Annotated in this window: 14 protein-coding genes; 6 read left to right on the top strand and 8 right to left on the bottom strand. The window is 64.8% G+C overall.

Features of this window, described 5'->3' with window-relative positions; all coding sequences use genetic code 11:
* Positions 1 to 33 precede the first annotated feature (33 nt).
* Together MTX23_RS03685 and MTX23_RS03680 are read left to right on the top strand one after the other, a co-directional pair.
* Entirely contained in the window at positions 34 to 1,035 is a 1,002-nt protein-coding gene (locus MTX23_RS03685; RefSeq protein WP_280975281.1) for an NAD(P)H-quinone oxidoreductase, read from the top strand.
* 115 nt (positions 1,036 to 1,150) lie between these two features.
* On the top strand, positions 1,151 to 4,027 hold the full coding sequence (locus MTX23_RS03680) for an EAL domain-containing protein (RefSeq protein WP_280975280.1): 2,877 nt from the start codon (positions 1,151 to 1,153) through the stop codon (positions 4,025 to 4,027).
* 140 nt (positions 4,028 to 4,167) lie between these two features.
* On the opposite strand, the gene MTX23_RS03675 is transcribed toward MTX23_RS03680, so the two are convergent.
* Positions 4,168 to 4,440: a hypothetical protein gene (locus MTX23_RS03675; RefSeq protein WP_280975279.1), complete on the bottom strand. Its 273-nt coding sequence runs from the start codon at positions 4,438 to 4,440 to the stop codon at positions 4,168 to 4,170.
* 122 nt (positions 4,441 to 4,562) lie between these two features.
* Between MTX23_RS03675 and MTX23_RS03670 the strand changes: the two genes are divergently transcribed.
* The 3 genes from MTX23_RS03670 (at position 4,563) to MTX23_RS03660 (ending at position 7,700) form a co-directional block, all read left to right on the top strand.
* Positions 4,563 to 6,056: a sensor domain-containing diguanylate cyclase gene (locus tag MTX23_RS03670; protein ID WP_280975278.1), complete on the top strand. Its 1,494-nt coding sequence runs from the start codon at positions 4,563 to 4,565 to the stop codon at positions 6,054 to 6,056.
* Positions 6,057 to 6,198: 142 nt separating this feature from the next.
* Positions 6,199 to 6,390: a hypothetical protein gene (locus MTX23_RS03665; protein ID WP_280975277.1), complete on the top strand. Its 192-nt coding sequence runs from the start codon at positions 6,199 to 6,201 to the stop codon at positions 6,388 to 6,390.
* 555 nt (positions 6,391 to 6,945) lie between these two features.
* Positions 6,946 to 7,700 (top strand): IS5 family transposase gene (locus MTX23_RS03660; RefSeq protein WP_280972604.1). Its coding sequence is split into 2 segments (ribosomal slippage): positions 6,946 to 7,279 and positions 7,279 to 7,700, totalling 756 coding nucleotides; the frame shifts between segments, so codons are not numbered across the junction.
* 549 nt (positions 7,701 to 8,249) lie between these two features.
* Here the strand turns inward: MTX23_RS03660 and MTX23_RS03655 are convergent.
* From MTX23_RS03655 to maiA, 3 genes are read right to left on the bottom strand one after another with little or no spacing between them, the layout of a single operon-like run.
* Complete coding sequence (locus tag MTX23_RS03655) at positions 8,250 to 9,434, bottom strand: 3-hydroxybenzoate 6-monooxygenase (protein ID WP_280975276.1); 1,185 nt, start codon at positions 9,432 to 9,434, stop codon at positions 8,250 to 8,252.
* The gene (locus tag MTX23_RS03650; RefSeq protein ID WP_280975275.1) at positions 9,434 to 9,946 is read right to left on the bottom strand and encodes a MarR family transcriptional regulator; all 513 of its coding nucleotides are present in this window, start codon (positions 9,944 to 9,946) and stop codon (positions 9,434 to 9,436) included. Before MTX23_RS03650 ends, MTX23_RS03655 begins: the two co-directional genes overlap by 1 nt.
* On the bottom strand, positions 9,936 to 10,568 hold the full coding sequence (maiA, locus tag MTX23_RS03645) for a maleylacetoacetate isomerase (RefSeq protein ID WP_280975274.1): 633 nt from the start codon (positions 10,566 to 10,568) through the stop codon (positions 9,936 to 9,938). The genes MTX23_RS03650 and maiA overlap by 11 nt, the downstream gene beginning before the upstream one ends.
* A gap of 104 nt (positions 10,569 to 10,672) precedes the next feature.
* On the opposite strand from maiA, the gene gtdA reads away from it, so the two are divergent.
* A complete protein-coding gene (gene gtdA, locus MTX23_RS03640; protein WP_280975273.1) occupies positions 10,673 to 11,713 on the top strand; it encodes a gentisate 1,2-dioxygenase in 1,041 nt (346 codons plus the stop codon).
* A 222-nt stretch (positions 11,714 to 11,935) separates the two neighbouring features.
* Here gtdA and MTX23_RS03635 read toward each other — a convergent pair whose 3' ends face one another.
* The 4 genes from MTX23_RS03635 to MTX23_RS03620 form a co-directional block, all read right to left on the bottom strand.
* Positions 11,936 to 12,763: an ABC transporter permease gene (locus MTX23_RS03635; RefSeq protein ID WP_280975272.1), complete on the bottom strand. Its 828-nt coding sequence runs from the start codon at positions 12,761 to 12,763 to the stop codon at positions 11,936 to 11,938.
* Complete coding sequence (locus tag MTX23_RS03630; protein WP_280975271.1) at positions 12,756 to 13,529, bottom strand: ABC transporter ATP-binding protein; 774 nt, start codon at positions 13,527 to 13,529, stop codon at positions 12,756 to 12,758. Before MTX23_RS03630 ends, MTX23_RS03635 begins: the two co-directional genes overlap by 8 nt.
* A 163-nt stretch (positions 13,530 to 13,692) precedes the next feature.
* The gene (locus MTX23_RS03625) at positions 13,693 to 14,697 is read right to left on the bottom strand and encodes an ABC transporter substrate-binding protein (protein ID WP_280975270.1); all 1,005 of its coding nucleotides are present in this window, start codon (positions 14,695 to 14,697) and stop codon (positions 13,693 to 13,695) included.
* 49 nt (positions 14,698 to 14,746) lie between these two features.
* Entirely contained in the window at positions 14,747 to 16,108 is a 1,362-nt protein-coding gene (locus MTX23_RS03620) for an FAD-dependent oxidoreductase (protein ID WP_280975269.1), read from the bottom strand.
* Between the last annotated feature and the right edge of the window lie 78 nt (positions 16,109 to 16,186).

Here is a 16,186-nt window from a genome sequence, read left to right as displayed (position 1 = left end):
CCGCCGATCCCCTTCACTGACCAAGGACGAACCATGCCCAAGCTGCCCGCGCAAATGACCGTCGTCGCCATCAGCAAGCCGGGTGGCCCGGAGGTGCTGTTGCCGGAGACCCGCGCAGTACCGGTTCCGGGCTCGGGCGAAATCCTGGTCAGGGTCGAGGCCGCCGGCGTCAATCGTCCCGACGTCGCGCAGCGCTCCGGCTCCTATCCGCCGCCGCCCGGCGCGAGCGACCTGCCCGGTCTGGAGATCGCGGGCGAAGTGGTGGCGCTCGGCGAAGGCGCGACGCGGCACAAGATCGGCGACAAGGTGATGTCGCTCGTCGCCGGTGGCGGCTACGCGCAATATTGCATCGCGCAGGACGGACAGGCGATGACCGTGCCGCCCGCGCTGTCGATGCAGGAAGCCGGCGCGCTTCCGGAAACGCTAATGACGGTCTGGCACAATGTGTTCGAGCGCGGCGCGCTGCAGGCCGGCGAGACGCTTCTGATCCACGGCGGCTCGTCGGGTATCGGCACAATGGCGATCCAGCTTGCGAAAGCGTTCGGCGCCAAGGTGATCGTCACCGTCGGCTCGCAGGACAAGGCGGATGCCTGCCGCAAGCTCGGCGCCGATCATGCCGTGAACTACAGGACAGAGGATTTCGTCGACGCGGTGAAGAAGATCACCGGCGGCACCGGCGCCAATGTCATCCTCGACATGGTGGGTGGCGATTACATCGATCGGAACTACGAGGCCGCCGCCGTCGAAGGCCGCATCGTCCAGATCGCGTTCCTGTCGGGAACACCGAAGGCAACGGCCAATTTTGCCAAGCTGATGGTCAAGCGGCTGCATCACACCGGTTCGACCTTGCGTCCCCGTAGTAATGGGGACAAGGCGGCGATGGTCGCGGCGATCGAGGCGAAAGTGATGCCGTTGCTGCGCGAAGGCAGCATCAAGCCGCTGATGGACAGCAGCTTCCCGCTGGAAAAGGCCGCCGACGCACATCGGCGGATGGAGACCAGCCAACATATTGGCAAAATTGTGTTGGCCGTTTAACGATCGGAAGCAGGGGTGGAAACCCTTTGATTCCCTTCGCTTTCATGGCATCTATCCCGCCACCCCCGGGCCGGTCGTCAGGCCCGGGCCGTTTGTCGATCGCGGAGTACTGACATTGCGTCTGATCAGGTGCCTTGCGCTCTTGGCGCTGGGTCTCATGATGTTTGCCGCTGCGCCCGCCGCGTATGCGCTCGACGCCGTCAGCGTCCGCAGCGACGCGCCAGCCATCGACCTCACCGGCGTGCTTGACCATCAGCGCAGCGAGACCGATCGCATTCAGGTCTCCACGGCGCCCGGAACCGACGGCATCGTGCGTCGCATCGAGGTCCGCGCCCGCGAAGGTGGGACGAACTGGGTGGTGTTCGCGCTCGCCAACAACACCGATGACCAGCTCGACCGCCTGATCGTTGCGCCGCATTATCGCATCGTATCGTCCGGCCTGTTGTGGCCCGATCTCGGCCTGTCCCGCATCGCCACGATCACGCCCTCGGTCGGTGATCGTCCCGAGCGGCAGGAGAGTCCCACCGCCGACGTGTTCCGCATCACGCTCGATCCCGGCGCGGTCGTCACCTATGTCGCGGAGCTGCGCACCGACAAGCTGCCGCAGCTCTATCTTTGGGAACCGGAAGCCTACAAGGACAAGGTCAACTCCTTCACGCTCTACCAGGGCATCGTGATCGGCATCTCCGGCCTCCTGGCCCTCGTGCTCACGATCTTGTTTGTGGTCAAGGGCAGCATCATGTTCCCGGCCGCCGCGGCGCTGGCCTGGGCGGTGCTGGTCTATATCGGCGTCGACTTCGGCTTCTGGGGCAAGGTGCTCGACATGTCGAACAACGCCGAGCGTGTCTGGCGCGCGGCGGGCGAGGCGATCCTCGCGGCGACGCTGCTCGTGTTCCTGTTCGCCTATCTGAATCTCAGTCGATGGCATGTGCGCTATTCGCACATCACGATCGGCTGGCTCGCCTTCCTCGGCTCGCTGGTGGCGCTGGCGCTGTTCGATCCGGCGGTCGCCTCCGGCATCGCGCGCATGTCGCTCGTGATGATCGCCTTCGCCGGCTTTGCCCTGATCGTCTATCTCTCGACCCACGGCTTCGACCGCGCAGTGCTGCTGATCCCGACCTGGTTCCTGCTGGTGGTCTGGGTGATCGCGGCCGGCATGACGGTGGCGGGCTCGGTCACCAACGACATCGTCGGCCCTGCTTTGCTCGGCGGCCTGGTGCTGATCGTGATGCTGATCGGATTCACGGTCATGCAGCACGCCTTCGCCGGCGGCGGCGCCACCACCGGCGTCGTCTCCGACGTCGAGCGCCGCGCGCTCGCGCTGACCGGCTCGGGCGATCTGATCTGGGACTGGGACGTGTCCGCCGACAAGGTGTTCACCAGCCCCGAGACCGAAGCCCTGCTCGGCCTGAAGCGCGGCACGCTCGAAGGCCCGGCGGCGAAATGGCTGGAAGTGCTGCATCCGCTCGACCAGGACCGCTTCCGTGCCGCGCTCGACAGCGTGCTCGACCAGCGCCGCGGCCGCCTGATGCAGGATTTCCGCCTGCGCACGCCCGACGGTCATTTCATGTGGTTCGCGCTGAAGGCGCGGCCCGTGGTCGGCTCCGACGGCGAGGTCTCGCGGGTGGTCGGCACGCTCACCGACGTCACCGAGTTCAAGAACTCGGAAGAGCGGATGCTGCATGACTCCGTGCACGACAATTTGACCGGCCTGCCGAACCGCAAGCTGTTCATGGACCGGCTCGGCGCGGTGGCGAACCTCGCCAAGACCATGCCGAACCTGCGGCCGACGCTGATGGTGATCGACCTCGACCGCTTCAAGCAGGTCAATGACTCCGTCGGCATCGCGGTCGGCGATTCCATCCTGCTCACGCTGGCGCGGCGTCTCACCCGCATCCTCAAGCCGCAGGACACGCTGGCGCGGCTCACCGGCGACCAGTTCGGCCTGATCCTGCTGTCCGAGCAGGATCCGGCGCGGATCACCAATTTCGCCGAGACCATCCGCAAGACCATCCGCGCGCCGATCGCGTTCAACGACCGCGAGATCTTCCTGACCGCCTCGATCGGCCTTGCACTGTCCGATCCGCAGGCGCCGCTCACCGACGAGATCATCAAGGACGCCGAGCTTGCGATGTATCACTCCAAGCGCATCGGCGGCGACCGCATCGACGTCTACAAGCCGGCGATGCGCGCGCGGAAGACCGACCGCCTGACGCTGGAGAGCGACCTGCGCCGCGCCATCGAGCGCCAGGAGATCACAATCCTGTACCAGCCGATCGTGCGGCTGGAGGATCGCTCGATCGCGGGCTTCGAGGCGCTGGCGCGCTGGGACCATCCCAAGCTCGGCCGGATGTCGCCGTCGGAATTCATCAGCGTCGCCGAGGAGATCGGCCTGATCGTCGATCTCGGCATGTTCGTGATGGATCAGACCGCCCGCCAGCTCGCCGTGTGGCAGCGTGCGATGCGCGCCCGCGAGCCGATCTTCGCCTCCGTCAACGTCTCCTCGCGGCAGTTGCTGCGCCACGACCTGATCCACGACATCCGCACGGTGCTGTCGCGCTCCACCGTGGCGCGCGGCACGCTCAAGCTCGAATTGACGGAATCGCTGGTCATGGAGAACCCGGAGCACGCAGCCCAGATGCTGGCGCGGATCCGCGAGCTCGGCACCGGGCTGTCGCTGGACGATTTCGGCACCGGCCACTCCTCGCTGTCCTATCTGCAACGCTTCCCGTTCGACACCATCAAGATCGACCAGTCCTTCGTCCGCACCACCAGCCGCGGCACCCGCCCGGTGATCCTGAAATCGATCATCGCGCTGGCGCACGATCTCGGCATGGAAGTGGTCGCCGAAGGCGCCGAGACGGATTCGGATGCGGTCGAGCTCTACCAGCTCGGCAGCGAATATGCGCAAGGCTTCGCCTTCGGCGAGCCGATGGATGCCGACGCAGCGACGCGGCTGCTGACCGAGGAGCGGCTTGAAGCCGCGAGCTAGGCTCCCGCGAAGGCAGCCCGTCGCCTCAGCTCCGGACGTCATACTCCGCGAAAGCGGAGTATCCAGTACGCCGCGCGATACCCGTATTGCTGTGACGGCTCTGGAATACTGGATCACCCGCATTCGCGGGCGATGACGACCTAGGGTGTTGCCCCTCTCGCGCCTTTCGGCATTCGCTTGAACCTGACGCTCTTGCCGTCGGCTTGGCGCGTGGCGATGTAGCCGCCGTCGAGACAGGCCTCGCGCTGCGGCATCTTCTCCTGCGGACTGCGCAAGCTGTCCCACCACGACGCGCGCTGCGCGGCGCGCGGCAGCGACGCATCGATGATCGCCTCGATCTCGTCGAAGGTCAGCACGAATTCGGGGAGATGCTGCTTTTTCAGGTAATCCCGCAGCGCGTCGTAGTCGTTCACAGGGTCCTCGATGACAAGATCCGAAGTTCCGGCAACTACCCGTTAACTCATTCGGCGGGCGTTGTCGCCATTTAAGGCGACAACAAGACTTCCGGAGGCATGACGGCGCTTTGGAGCGGAACATGTCATTTCGACGGGGACGAGACGCGAGGCGGCGTTGGCGGCTATCGGCAAAGCTGCTGATCGCCTCGTCGGTTGCGACCGTCATCGGCTTCTCTGCGATCTGCACCAGCGTGATGCTCGACATGCGGCGCGGCGAGGAGGAACTGGCCCGCCAGACGCTGGAGAACCTCGCCTCAGGCATCGATGCCGACATCAGCCGCAACATCGAGCTGTACGATCTGTCGCTGCGCGCGGTCGCCAGCAATCTGGAGGCGCCGGAGATCCGGAACGTCAGCAAGGATGTCCGTCAACTCATCCTGTTCGACCACGCCGCAAGCGCGAAGCATTTCGGCGCGATCCAGGTGTTCGATGCCGACGGCAACCTGACCATCGACGCCGCGAGCCTCGATCCGCAGCCGGAGAACCGCAGCGACGAAGAGTATTTCACTGTTCATCGCGACCATCCCGACGTCGGCTTGTTCGTCAGCCGCCCGATGCTGTATCGCGGCGCCTATGCCATCGTGCTGAGCCGGCGCATCACCGGCCCGGACGGCCAGTTCCTCGGTGTGGTCGTCGGCTCGGTCCGCTTCAGCTATTTCCACGATCTGTTCGGGCGGCTGAACCTCGCGCCCGGCGACACCATTACCGTGCTGCGCAACGATCGCACGATCATCATGCGCACCCCCTTCGACCTCGACGTCATCGGCAAGACCCTGCCGGACCATGCGCACTGGAGGCGCGAGAACCTGAAGGAAGGCGACTGGTTTGCCGGCAGGGGTCCGATCGACGCGACGCCGCGGCTCTACGTCAGGCGCACCGGCGCGAGCCCGCTCCACGTCGTGGTCGGCAAGCCGCTGGAGCGCGTACTCAACCTCTGGCGGACCGAGGCGATCCGGATTGGCGCTATCATGGCGGCGCTGATCGTGTTCGTGGTCTCGACGGCTCTGTTCCTCGCCCGCGAGATCGGCCGCCGCGCCGATGCCGAGGACAGGCTCGAGGAGCTGGCGACGACCGACGCGCTCACCGGATTGAGAAACCGGCGCAAGTTCGACACCGAGATCGAACACGAGTGGCGCCGCGCGGCCCGGCAAGGCGCCCCGATCGCGCTGCTGATGATCGATGCCGATCATTTCAAGGCCTACAACGACACCTATGGACACCAGGCCGGCGACCAGGTGCTGGTCGGCATCGCGATCTGCATTTCGGACGCGGTGCGCCGCGCCGGCGAATGCGCCGCCCGGTTCGGCGGCGAGGAATTCGCGGTGCTGCTCCCCGGCGCCGACGCGATCGAGGCGCTCAAGGTCGCCGAGACCATCCGCCTCAAGGTTCAGCAATGGTGCGATGGCGAGATCATCACGACGATCAGCGTCGGTGTCGCCAGCATGAAGCCGACCGCGGGTCAGCAATGGTCGGACCTGGTCGAAGCCGCCGACAAGGCGCTCTATGCCGCCAAGGCCAACGGCCGCAACCAGTCGGTGCTCGCCAGCGTGCCGAAGATCGCGCTGGTGGCGTAGACCGCTGACCGCGCCCTTCATCGTCTTGCCGGTTGGGCAAGCAGCATCGGTGTTAACCATTATGGGTTATGGCAGTAGGCGGCCACCAGGCGTACGCTGATATTGGTGGGCGCTCATTCATCAACGGCAGCAGGGTATCGCCATGCCATTGTTGGAATTGCCGCACTGGTTGATCATTGCCGGAACCCTTCTCGTAGTGGTTGGACTCATTGGCCTGGCCGTCAGCCCAAGGAAGGACGCTGAACGCGAACCCGAGCTGCTGCCTGGAGACCTCGACGCCTGGAAGGCCGAGCAGCATCGATCCTTGGAAGATCACGAGAGAAGCGCAGCTTGACCGCTGACGTGAGCTGACAGGCGGGCACACACTGGGGAGGATTGGCCGAAGGCGTAATCCACCGTTCCGTCGTGCAGCGGCGGATGACGCTTACGCTGATGTCGTTCGGGCGAGAGCCGTAAGCCGATGTCGCGCCAGACCCACCGCTGTCGTCCCGGCGAAGGCCGGGACGACAGCAAGTGTGTTGCGCGATTTGTGAGTCATACATCCGCGTTCTCGCGACGCAAATCGTCCGAGCTTTGCACTTCGTTTCGCGCTCTCTTGAGCAGAGGGCGCAGGGAAAGCCGGGTGCCGATCGCACCCATGGGTCCCGAGCAAATGGAAAGCTCGGGAGGTAGGACCACAGGTGAAACCGGAACGATCCCGGCTTTCCCCGCGCGATGGTTTACGGCTTATACGTGCTCTCCCCGGCGAGACTGGGCTTGGTTGTCACCGTCATCAGTGAAAGCTCTTGCCTCCACTGATGAGACACCTGCCACTAAGGTTTGTACTCAATCAGATGTATAATTTTACGTGGAGATATGATTCAAGCTCTGCATTTGCGGGGCTTGGATCATGGCGGGCGAGTTTTGGTTGAATGATCGGCAGTGGGCAGCAATCGAGCCCTTGCTGCCGCAAAATCAGCCCGGCGCTCGTCGAGTCGATGATCGCCGCGTGATCAGTGGCATCATCCATGTGTTGAAGTCCGGCTGCCGCTGGCGCGATTGCCCGGCAGTGTTCGGCCCTTACACGACCGTCTACAATCGCTGGAACCGCTGGTCGCGGCGCGAGGTCTGGCGCAATCTGTTCGAAGCACTTCGGGGCCTGTCGCCCGATGACGACTTCCAGGCCATCGATTCCACGACCGCCAAGGCGCACCGTGCGGCGGCCGGTGGAAAAGGGGGGCGGAGGCTCAGGCCATCGGTCGTTCCCGCGGTGGCAGGACCACCAAGATCCACGCCGTCTGCGACAGTCTCGGACGCGCCATCGCGCTCGAAGTAACGCCAGGTCAGCGTGGTGACATCCGCGCGGCGCTGCCCCTGCTCAGCTCTCTGCCACCACCGCGTTGCTGTGCGGCCGACACGGCCTATGACGCGAACGAACTGCGGCAATTCCTCATCGAACGGGGAACAACCCCGGTCATCCCAAACAATCCCACCCGAAAACGCTTCCATCCGTTCGACCGCGCCGCATACAAGCGGCGCAACCTCGTCGAGCGCATGTTTTGCAGGCTCAAGGACTGGCGGCGCATTGCAACCCGCTATGACAAGCTCGCCAGAAACTTCCTCTCGGCCGTCAATCTTGCTGCCGCTATCATTTGGTGGACCTGATTGAGTCCGGACCTTAGGGCGTCAGGCCTGCACGATTTCGTCGTCCGCCTCGGTCACGCTCGTCAGCCGTGACATCGGCGTCCACCGCATCTCGACCCAACACTCGTGACGATCGCGTAGCGCCCCTCAGGCGGGTGAGACAGCCAATTCATACACCGAGTTGCACTTCTGGAAAACAGAAATATTTTTGCTGCGAGGGCTTGCCACGTCGGGCAAATCAGTGATTAGCCCGTGACGCACCGGCGGACGGGTTCCTTCCCCGCAAGAGCAGGGTAATCGCATATGACATCGGCGGGCTCCGGGGCTGACGTTTCCACGTCGTCATGGCCGGAGCTTGTCCCGGCCATGACGAGTTTGCGGGTAGACCAACCAAACCACAGAGATCGAACGCGCAGCATAACCGGCATATGCGATTGCCTTGCCCGCAAGCGGAAGAGGGTTAGGGAGAGGTGTCGCACGGCGTGCTCTCTCGATATGCGTTACCACAAGCACGGTGCCCGTTGTGGCGTCCGCCTGCGGCTCCAGCCTTCCGCCCACGAGCGCTCGTGGTCAGGCCTTCAGCCCTGTTCCCCCATACAGCCACGCAATGTCGTCGCACCACTCGTTCTGCGACTTCGCGCTCATGATCGCGTTGCGGATGCGGGCATGGTCGCCGGCGGGGTGATAGATGCGCTCGCCGATCGCGCGCGACATCAGCTGCACCCGCGCGGTGCGCGGGAAACGCTGGATACGATAGGCTTCGAGCGCGGCGGCCTGGTCGTCGTGATTGGCCAGCATGTGCGACAGGCACACGGCGTCCTCCATCGCCTGGCAGGCGCCTTGCGCGAAATATTGCAGCATCGGATGCGCTGCATCGCCGAGCAGCGCGACACGGCCGTCGATCCAGCGGTCGGTGGGATCGCGGTCGCAGAGCACCCAGAGCTTCCACTTGGTGCCGTGGCGGATGATGTTTTGCGCACGCTCATGGACATGGACAAAGCCCTTCATCACCTCCTCTTCCGACACCGGCTTGCCCGCGACCGGGTCCGGCGCATCGTTGTGATAGGTGACGACGAGGTTGAACACCTTCCAGCCCGACAGCGGGTAATGCACGATGTGGCATTTCGGACCGGCCCACAGCGTCGCCGCGTTCCAGCGCAAATCCTCCGGCATCTGCTCGGTCGGGATGACAGAGCGATAGGTGGTGTGGCCGGAGACCCGCGGCGGACCGTCCGCGGTCACCTGCTTGCGGATGTTCGACCACAGCCCGTCGGCGCCGATCAGGAGCCGCCCGGTGACACGGTCGCCATTGCTGAGCTTCGCGGTCACGGATGAACCGTCCTGCTCGTAGCCGACCACTTCGCTGCTGACACGCAGCTCAATCAGCGCGTGGTTCTGGCAGGCGCGCAGGAACACGCCATGCAGGTCACCGCGATGCACCACCGCATAGGGGTTGCCGAACCGCGCGCGGAAGGCTTCGCCGAGGTCGATATGCGTGATCTCGTCGGCGGTGAGCGCATCCATCAGCCGGAGCTGATCGATATAGACCGCCATGTTGCGTGCGGCCTCGCCGACGCCGAGATAATCGAAAGCGTGGAAGGCGTTCGGGCCGAGCTGGATGCCGGCGCCGATCTCGCCGAGCGCGGCGGCCTTTTCCAGCAGGATCGAGCGGATCCTCTTCTGCGCCAAGCCGAGCGCCACCGCGAGGCCGCCGATGCCGCCGCCCGCGATCAGGACCGGTTTCGTCTCCGCCATCAGCCCTGCTTTCCGAGATGTTCGAGCGCGTCCTCGGCGCGCAGCGGCACGCGCGAGGCCTCGTTGTTGAGATCGACGAGCTGGGTCAAGAGCGCCAGCAGCGTCTTGCGGTCGGCCGGCTTCAACGGCTGCAACATCCGCGCCTGCGCCTTGTCGACCGAGGGCATGATGTCGCGCAGCACGGCCGCGCCCGACCGTGTGAGGTAGAGCAGCTTGACGCGCCTGTCCTCGGGCGCCGGCTTGCGTTCGATGAAGTCCTTGCTCTCCAGCCGTTCGATCACGCTGCCGAGCGTGGAGCGGTCGAACGCGATCACGGCGGAGAGCCGGGTGGCATCGATGCCGGGATGGGTCGAGATCGCGATCAGCGCCGCATATTGCACCGGCGTCAGGTCGAACGTCTTGCACTCCTCGACGAACAGCGCGACCGCGATCTGCTGCATGCGCCGGAACAGGTAGCCGGGCGCGGTGTAGACCGCGTCCATCGTGATCGATGATGACTTGTTATTCGGCATCGGGCTGCTTGTCCGGGGCGGCATCGGCGAATGCCTTCAGCTGCCTGGCTGCGGCTTCGGCTTTGAGCAGGCGCGGATAGGCCGCGACGTCGACGCCGAAGCGCCGCGCGTTGGCGAGTTGCGGCACCAAACAGAGATCGGCGAGCGTCGGCGTATCGCCGAAACAGAACGGCCCGGCCTCCTCTGCGATCAGGATCTCGCAGGCCAACAATCCCTCGCGATTGGCCCAGGCCGCCCACTCCGTCACCTTCTCTTCGGGCAGGCCAAGCTGACGCAACCGCGCCAGCACCTTCAGGTTCTGCACCGGATGGGTGTCGCAGGCGATCGCTTGTGCAAATGCGCGCACCTTGGCGCGGCGCAGCGCATCCTGCGGCAGCAGCGGCGGATTGGGATGGGTCTCGTCCAGCCACTCGATGATCGCGAGCGACTGGGTCAGGATCGCGCCGGTGTCGTTCTCCAGCGTCGGCACCAGCCCCTGCGGGTTGATCGCAAGATAATTCGGCGCGCACTGTTCGCCCTTGCGAAGGTGATGCGGCAGGTGCTCAGGCGTCAAGCCCTTCAGATTGAGTGCGATCCGGACCCGGTAGGATGCGCTGCTGCGGAAATAGCCATGCAGCTTCATCGGAACCTCCCTGCAATTTTCTCGTTCGGCCTGTTGGGTGACGTTGACGCTATCCATATTGTCAGTATGCTGTCAATCTCAACGATAATGACCGGAGGCCCTCCATGGAAGCCGTGCAGAAGACCCCTGAGCGCGAGGCGTTCTACAAGAAGATCGACGGCGAAAACCTCTCGGCGCTGTGGAACGTGCTGGGCGATCTGGTCACATCAGAACCGCGCAGCGCCTGCCGCCCGCATCTGTGGAAGTTCGACCATATCCGCGACTACATGAACGAGGCCGGCAAGCTGATCACGGCCAAGGAAGCCGAGCGCCGCGTGCTGGTGCTGGAGAATCCCGGCCTGCGCGGCCAGTCCAGGATCACGACCTCGCTGTTCGCCGGCGTGCAGATGGTGGTGCCGGGCGACGTCGCGCCGGCCCATCGCCACACCCAGTCGGCGCTGCGCTTCGTGCTCGAGGGCAAGGGCGCCTACACCGCCGTCGATGGCGAGCGCACCGCGATGGCGCCCGGCGACTTCGTCATCACGCCGTCGATGACCTGGCACGACCACTCCAACGAGACCAATGAACCGATGTTCTGGCTCGACGGGCTCGACATCCCAATGGTGCAGTTCTTCGATTGCTCGTTCGCGGAGAGCGCCAAGGAAGACCAGCAGAAGATCTCCAAACCTGCCGGCGACAGCTTTGCGCGCTACGGCCGCAACCTCCTGCCGGTCGATCAGAGGCGCGCGTCGAAGACCTCACCGATCTTCAACTACCCCTATGAATACACCCGCGAGACGTTGGAGAAGGCCAGGGCACGCGATGAATGGGATGCCTGCCACGGCCTGAAGCTGAAATTCTCCAACCCCGAGACAGGCGACTTCGCGATGCCGACCATCGGCACCTTTATCCAGCTCCTGCCGAAGGGCTTCAAGACCGCGCGCTATCGCGCAACCGACGCGACCGTATTCGCCGCGATCGAAGGCAAGGGCCGCACCCGCATCGGCGACCAGACCTTCGAATGGGGACCGCGCGATCTGTTCGTGGTGCCGAGCTGGCACTGGGTCACCCACGAGGCCGACACCGATTCCGTGCTGTTCTCGTTCTCCGACCGTCCGGTGCAGCAGAAGCTTGATTTGTTCCGCGAGGACCGGGGTAACGCGTGAGGTGCGCTTCCCTCGTCGTGCCCGGGCTTGACCCGGGCATCCACGACTTCCTTTCGGGCCGCAACCAAGACGTGGATGGCCGGGTCAAGCCCGGGCATGCTTGGTGGCACGGATCGCGTGTCATCCACGTCATTGCGAGCGAAGCGAAGCAATCCATAGTTCGGCGCAACGGAAAGATGGATTGCTTCGTCGCTGCGCTCGTCGCAATGACGACGGAGACATTCACCGCCAGTGCAGCAGGCGCGCTTCCATCCAGTTGATCAGCTTGCCCACCGCGAGCCCGAACAGCGACAGGATCACGACGCCGGCGAGCAGCTGATCGGTCTGCATCAGATTGCCGGCCTGCAGCACGAAGGCGCCGATGCCGTATTGCGCGCCGATCATTTCGGCGCTGACCACGAGCAGCAGCGCAATCGAAGCGGTGATGCGGAAACCGGCGAGGATCGACGGCAGCGCGCCCGGCCAGATCACGCGGCGGACGATGGCGTGGAACGGCACGTTGAAGCTCTGCGCCATCCGGATCAGGTTGCGCGGCACCGCATCAACCCCGCTATAGACCGAGATCGCGGTCGAGAAGAACACACCGAGCGCAATGGTCGCGATCTTCGGCTCCTCGCCGATCCCGAGCCACAGGATGAGCAGCGGCAATAGCGCGATTTTCGGGATCGGGAACAGCGCCGAGATGAAAGTGATGCCGACGCCGCGCGCCAGCGTCGACAGGCCGATCGCGAAGCCAACAATGACGCCGGCGACCGTGCCTATCAACCAGCCCGAGCCGATCCGCATGATCGACCAAGAGAGGTGCTGCCATAGCGCGCCTGAGGTCGCGAGCTTGTAGATCGCAACCGCAATCGCCGAAGGTGCCGGCAGAAGCAGCGGATTGACCCAACCGGCGCTGCCGGCGAGCTGCCAGATCGCGATCACAATCGCGAGCGCGATCCAGCCGGCATGGCGGCTGCCCGACGGGGTGAAGCCGGCGCCGCGGAACGCGACCGGCCGCGACGCTTCCGTGGATTGCTTCTTCGTCTCCGCCGTCGCGCGATCAAGCATGCTGGACCTCGCGCTCGGCGTCGATCGCCTCTTTGCGGATCAGCGACCACAGATCGCCCTGTAGCGCTGCGAGCTGGCCACGCGCATCGGCAACCGCGCGCTCGGCCCGTGTCATCGTAATAGTCACGATCTCCGTGATGCGGCCGGGACGGCGCGACAGCACGACGACGCGGTCCGCAAGGCGCACCGCTTCCTCGAGATTATGCGTGACATAGACCGCGCCCATCTCGCCATCGGCAAGCAGACGGACGAAATCCTCCATCAGGAGCTCGCGGGTCTGCGAATCCAGCGCCGACAGCGGCTCGTCCATCAGCAGGATCGCGGGCCGCACCGCGAGCGCCCGCGCGATGCCGACGCGCTGGCGCATGCCGCCGGAAAGCTGCTTCGGATAGGTCGCGCGGAAATCCGACAGTCCCGTGCGGCGGAGCGCATCGTCGATCACGGCGCGGCGCTCGCCGGCGCTCAAGCTCGTGTGCAGCAGCGGAAACGCGACGTTCTGCTCCACCGTATTCCAGGGCAGCAGCGCAAAATCCTGGAACACGAAGGTCAGCGGATTGAGGCTGTCGGCCGGCGGCGCGCCGCGCAGCTCGGCCGCGCCCTTGCTCGGCCGCAGCAGGCCGCCGAGGATCGACAACAGCGTGCTCTTGCCGCAGCCGGACGGGCCGACGATCGCGACGACTTCGCCGGCGCGAACCGTGAAGGAGACATCGTCGAGCACGTCGAGCGCGCCGAAGCGATGGCTGATACGGTCGGCAATCAGGTCCATGCCGCTGCACTTTCCACTGTCGATCCGTCATCCCGAGGAGTGCGAAGCGCGTCTCGAAAGATCGACGGCCCGGATGCAGCAGCTCGGCCGGGCATCCTTCGAGACGCGCGCAAGTGCGCGCTCCTCAGGATGACGGGTTGAGTAGGGTGTTTGCGGCTTCGCATCAATCCACCTTCACGTAGTCCTTGGCGACGATCGCGTTGGCATCGAAACCCTTGTCGACGAAACCCTGCTCCTGCAGCCACTTGATCTGGTTATCGACGTTCTTCACGTCGAGCTTGCCGTCAGGATCGATATAGGCGCAATTGCCGACCACCTGCTCGACAGGCAGGTTGGTGTATTTGGCGATGATCTCGAGCAGCGGCTTGGTCCTCACGTCGATCGGTGCAACACCGTTCTTGATCGAAGCCAGGATTACGTCGTGATACTCGTGGTCGGCGCGGGCGAGCGCAGCGAGCAGCTTGGTCGCCAGCTTTGCGTTGGTGAGCGTCTTCGGCGAGGCGAACACCGCTCCGAGCTGCCACGGCGTCTCGTCGCCGACCCAGCCCAGCAATTTCGCGCCGTTGGAATCCATCAGCGTCCGCGCCGTCGAGACCGGGAGCAGCGCGGCGTCGACGGTTTCGCCCTTCAGCGCCGCGGCCGCGTTCGACAGCGACTGCAGCGGCACGACCTTCACGTCGGACAGCTTGAAGCCGTATTTGTCGGCGAGCAGGCCGAGCGAATAGTGGAAGCTGGAGCCGACCTGGGTCACCGCCACCCGCTTGCCGGCGAGATCCTTCGGCGACTTGAGGCCGGCGGCATAGGCATTGTTGCTGGCGAAATAGCCGATCAAGGGATAGCCGGCCTTCTCGCGGCTCATACCGCCGATCACCTTCAGTGTGCCCTTGCCGGCGAGATTGTAGAGCCCGGCGGTGAACGCGGTGATGCCGACATCGACGTCACCGGACGTGGTCGCGACCGCGATCGGCTGCGCCGCATCGAAGAATTTCAGCTCGACGTCGAGGCCGGCGTCGCGGAAATAGCCCTTGTCCTGCGCGATGAACACCGGCGCCGAGGACGACAGGCGCAGCACGCCGATCTTGGCTTTCAGGAAATCATCGGCCCGCGCGACCCCGCTCGCAGCCAGCATCAGCAGACCCGCCACCGCGAGCCGCGCCCAAACCTTCATTCCCTTCCCTCCGCCTCGGCACCGTCCGCAAGGCGCGAACATGCGAATTCTAAACCCCCACAGGGACCGCCTGATCGTGCCCGATGAAGGCGCCCAGCGTCTTGAGCTGTTGTTGCAACTTTTCGACCGAAATGTCGCGTGGAATCGTATTGCCCGAAAGTGCCAGGGCCGCTGCGGTTCCCGCCGCCTCGCCCATCACGAAACAGGCCCCGGAGACGCGCGCGGCCGATTGCCCCTCATGGGTCATCGAGGCGCAGCGGCCGGCCATCAGGAGATTGTCGACACCCTCGGGCACCAGCATGCGGTACGGCAATTCATTGTAGCCGCGCGATTGGGGGATCGGTGGAAATTCGAAGACGACGTCACCCGGAACGTGGGATTCCTTCGGCCAGCCATTGACGCCGATCGAATCCTCGAACGAAGCACAGCCGAGCACGTCCTCGCCGGAGAGCATATAGCCGCCGACCACGCGCCGCGTCTCGCGGATGCCGAGCTGCGGCGGCAGGTCGAGGATGTAGGAGTTTTCGAAGCCGGGCAGCGTGCGCAGGAACGCGAAGGCCTCGACCGCCTGGCGGCGGCCTTCGATCTCGCCGCGGGTCATGTCGTCGGGATCGATGCCCGAGATCGCGCTGCCGTCACTCCGTGCGAGCTGGGTGAAGTTGACCCGCCACTCGATCTGCGATTTCTGCGGCCGCACGATCGCGGCCTTGCGCGGGAACTTGTGCGTGCCGGCGGCTTCCGCCTGCGCCATCCGCTCCGGAATGCTCCGCCACGCGTCCCCCGCCTTGGCTGGGTCGATGCCGTTGAGGCGGAACATCATCGAGGGGTAAAGCATGCTGCCGGCATTGTCACCGACTTCAAAGGGAGCACCGGCCCACACCGCGAGATCGCCATCGCCGGAGCAATCGATGAAGATGCTCGCCAGCACCGCCTGCCGGCCGGCCTTGGTCTCCACCATCAGCGCGCGGATGCGCAGCCCCTCCATCACGACGCCAGCGCCAAGCGCGTGGAACAGAATATCAACCTTGTGATGCGCGAGCAGATCGTCGGCCGCAATCTTGTAGGCCGCGGTATCGTAGGCCTGCGCGAGGATCTTGCCGAGGATCAGATGCGGCGTGTTGAGCCCGCCGAGCCGGTCGATCCGCGCTAGCAAATCCGAGGCGATGCCCTGCACCACCCGATGCATCTCGCCGAAGACGTTGGCATGCAGCCCGCAGAAGTTCGTCACCCCCGCCGCGGTGCCCATGCCGCCGAGAAATCCGTAGCGCTCGATCAGCAGGGTCCGCCGTCCGGTGCGCGCCGCCGCGACGGCGGCCGTGATGCCGGCCGGCCCGCCGCCGAGCACCACCACATCATATTCGCCGTAGACCGGGACCTGCCGTGCAGGTTCTTCGATGGCGATTGCCCGCATCATTTCCGCCCTGAACAAGTTGGTTGTTCTGACTATGAATTGATGCGAATTGGACTACAATCCACCAAATTATGTAAT

Origin of the sequence: Bradyrhizobium sp. ISRA436 (assembly GCF_029910015.1) — a bacterium.
Lineage (GTDB): Bacteria > Pseudomonadota > Alphaproteobacteria > Rhizobiales > Xanthobacteraceae > Bradyrhizobium.
Note: the sequence above shows the minus strand (reverse complement) of the source record. Positions and strands in the feature narration are given on the sequence as shown.

Bases quoted from the DNA above. Each gene is read 5' to 3' on its own strand.
- MTX23_RS03685 (WP_280975281.1), top strand. From the start codon at position 34: ATGCCCAAGCTGCCCGCGCAAATGACCGTCGTCGCCATCAGCAAGCCG.
- MTX23_RS03670 (WP_280975278.1), top strand. From the start codon at position 4,563: ATGTCATTTCGACGGGGACGAGACGCGAGGCGGCGTTGGCGGCTATCG.
- MTX23_RS03665 (WP_280975277.1), top strand. From the start codon at position 6,199: ATGCCATTGTTGGAATTGCCGCACTGGTTGATCATTGCCGGAACCCTT.
- MTX23_RS03655 (WP_280975276.1), bottom strand. From the start codon at position 9,434: ATGGCGGAGACGAAACCGGTCCTGATCGCGGGCGGCGGCATCGGCGGC.
- MTX23_RS03650 (WP_280975275.1), bottom strand. From the start codon at position 9,946: ATGCCGAATAACAAGTCATCATCGATCACGATGGACGCGGTCTACACC.
- maiA (WP_280975274.1), bottom strand. From the start codon at position 10,568: ATGAAGCTGCATGGCTATTTCCGCAGCAGCGCATCCTACCGGGTCCGG.
- gtdA (WP_280975273.1), top strand. From the start codon at position 10,673: ATGGAAGCCGTGCAGAAGACCCCTGAGCGCGAGGCGTTCTACAAGAAG.
- MTX23_RS03635 (WP_280975272.1), bottom strand. From the start codon at position 12,763: ATGCTTGATCGCGCGACGGCGGAGACGAAGAAGCAATCCACGGAAGCG.
- MTX23_RS03630 (WP_280975271.1), bottom strand. From the start codon at position 13,529: ATGGACCTGATTGCCGACCGTATCAGCCATCGCTTCGGCGCGCTCGAC.
- MTX23_RS03625 (WP_280975270.1), bottom strand. From the start codon at position 14,697: ATGAAGGTTTGGGCGCGGCTCGCGGTGGCGGGTCTGCTGATGCTGGCT.
- MTX23_RS03620 (WP_280975269.1), bottom strand. From the start codon at position 16,108: ATGCGGGCAATCGCCATCGAAGAACCTGCACGGCAGGTCCCGGTCTAC.